This window comes from Streptomyces sp. 13-12-16, from assembly GCF_002114215.1.
GTDB lineage: Bacteria > Actinomycetota > Actinomycetes > Streptomycetales > Streptomycetaceae > Streptomyces.
On the sequence record NZ_NCTE01000242.1, the window covers coordinates 1 to 1,120 of the forward strand.

At 76.0% G+C, this 1,120-nt stretch carries 1 pseudogene; it reads left to right on the forward strand.

From position 1 onward, the window contains the following. Nucleotides 1-1,120, forward strand: a pseudogene (scy, locus tag B7767_RS10875) (polarized growth protein Scy); the annotation flags it as partial.

The window sequence follows — 1,120 nt, forward strand, 5'->3', positions numbered from 1 at the left end:
CCGGCAGCGGCTGCAGAGCGAGGCGGAGTCGGCCCGCGCGGAGGCCGAGCAGATCCTGCGCCGGGCCCGCGCGGACGCGGAGCGGCTGCTGAACGCGGCCTCGACGCAGGCCCAGGAGGCCACCGACCACGCCGAGCAGCTTCGGACGTCGACGGCCGGCGAGGCGGAGGCCGCGCGCCGTGAGGCGCAGGAGCTCAGCAGGGCCGCCGAGGAGCGGATGTCCCAGGCCGAGTCCGCGCTGCGCGAGGCCCGCGCGGAGGCGGAGAAGGTGCTCGCCGAGGCGAAGGAGGCCGCCTCGAAGGCGCTCGCCTCCGCCGAGTCCGCCAACGAGACCCGCACGCGCACCGCCAAGGAGCAGGTGGCGCGGCTGGTCAGCGAGGCCACCAAGGAGGCCGAGTCCACCAAGGCGGAGGCCGAGCAGCTCGTCGCCGACGCCCGCGCGGAGGCCGAGAAGATCGTCGCGGAGGCCGCCGAGAAGGCCCGCACGCTCACCGCCGAGGAGTCCGCCACCCAGCTCTCCAAGGCGGCCAAGACCGCCGAGGACGTCCTCAACAAGGCGTCCGAGGAGGCCAAGCAGACCACCAGGGCGGCGGCCGAGGAGGCCGAGCGGATCCGCCGTGAGGCCGAGGCCGAGGCGGACCGGCTGCGCGCCGAGGCGCACGACATCGCCGAGCAGCTCAAGGGCGCGGCGAAGGACGACACCAAGGAGTACCGCGCCAAGACGGTCGAGCTGCAGGAGGAGGCCCGCCGGCTGCGCGGCGAGGCCGAGCAGCTGCGCGCCGACGCGGTCGCCGAGGGCGAGAAGATCCGCGCGGAGGCCCGCAAGGAGGCCGTGGCGCAGATCGAGGAGGCGGCGAGGTCCGCCGAGGAGCTGCTCGCCAAGGCGAAGGCGGACGCCGACGAACTGCGCTCCACCGCGCAGGGCGACAGCGAGAAGGTCCGCACCGAGGCCATCGAGCGGGCCACGACGCTGCGCCGGCAGGCCGAGGAGACGCTGGAGCGCACCCGCCAGGAGGCCGAGCGGCACCGCGCGGAGGTCGTCGAGCAGGCCGACGCGCTCAAGGAGGACGCCGAGCGGGCCGCGCGCGAGCTGCGCGAGGAGACCGAGCGGGCCGTGGAG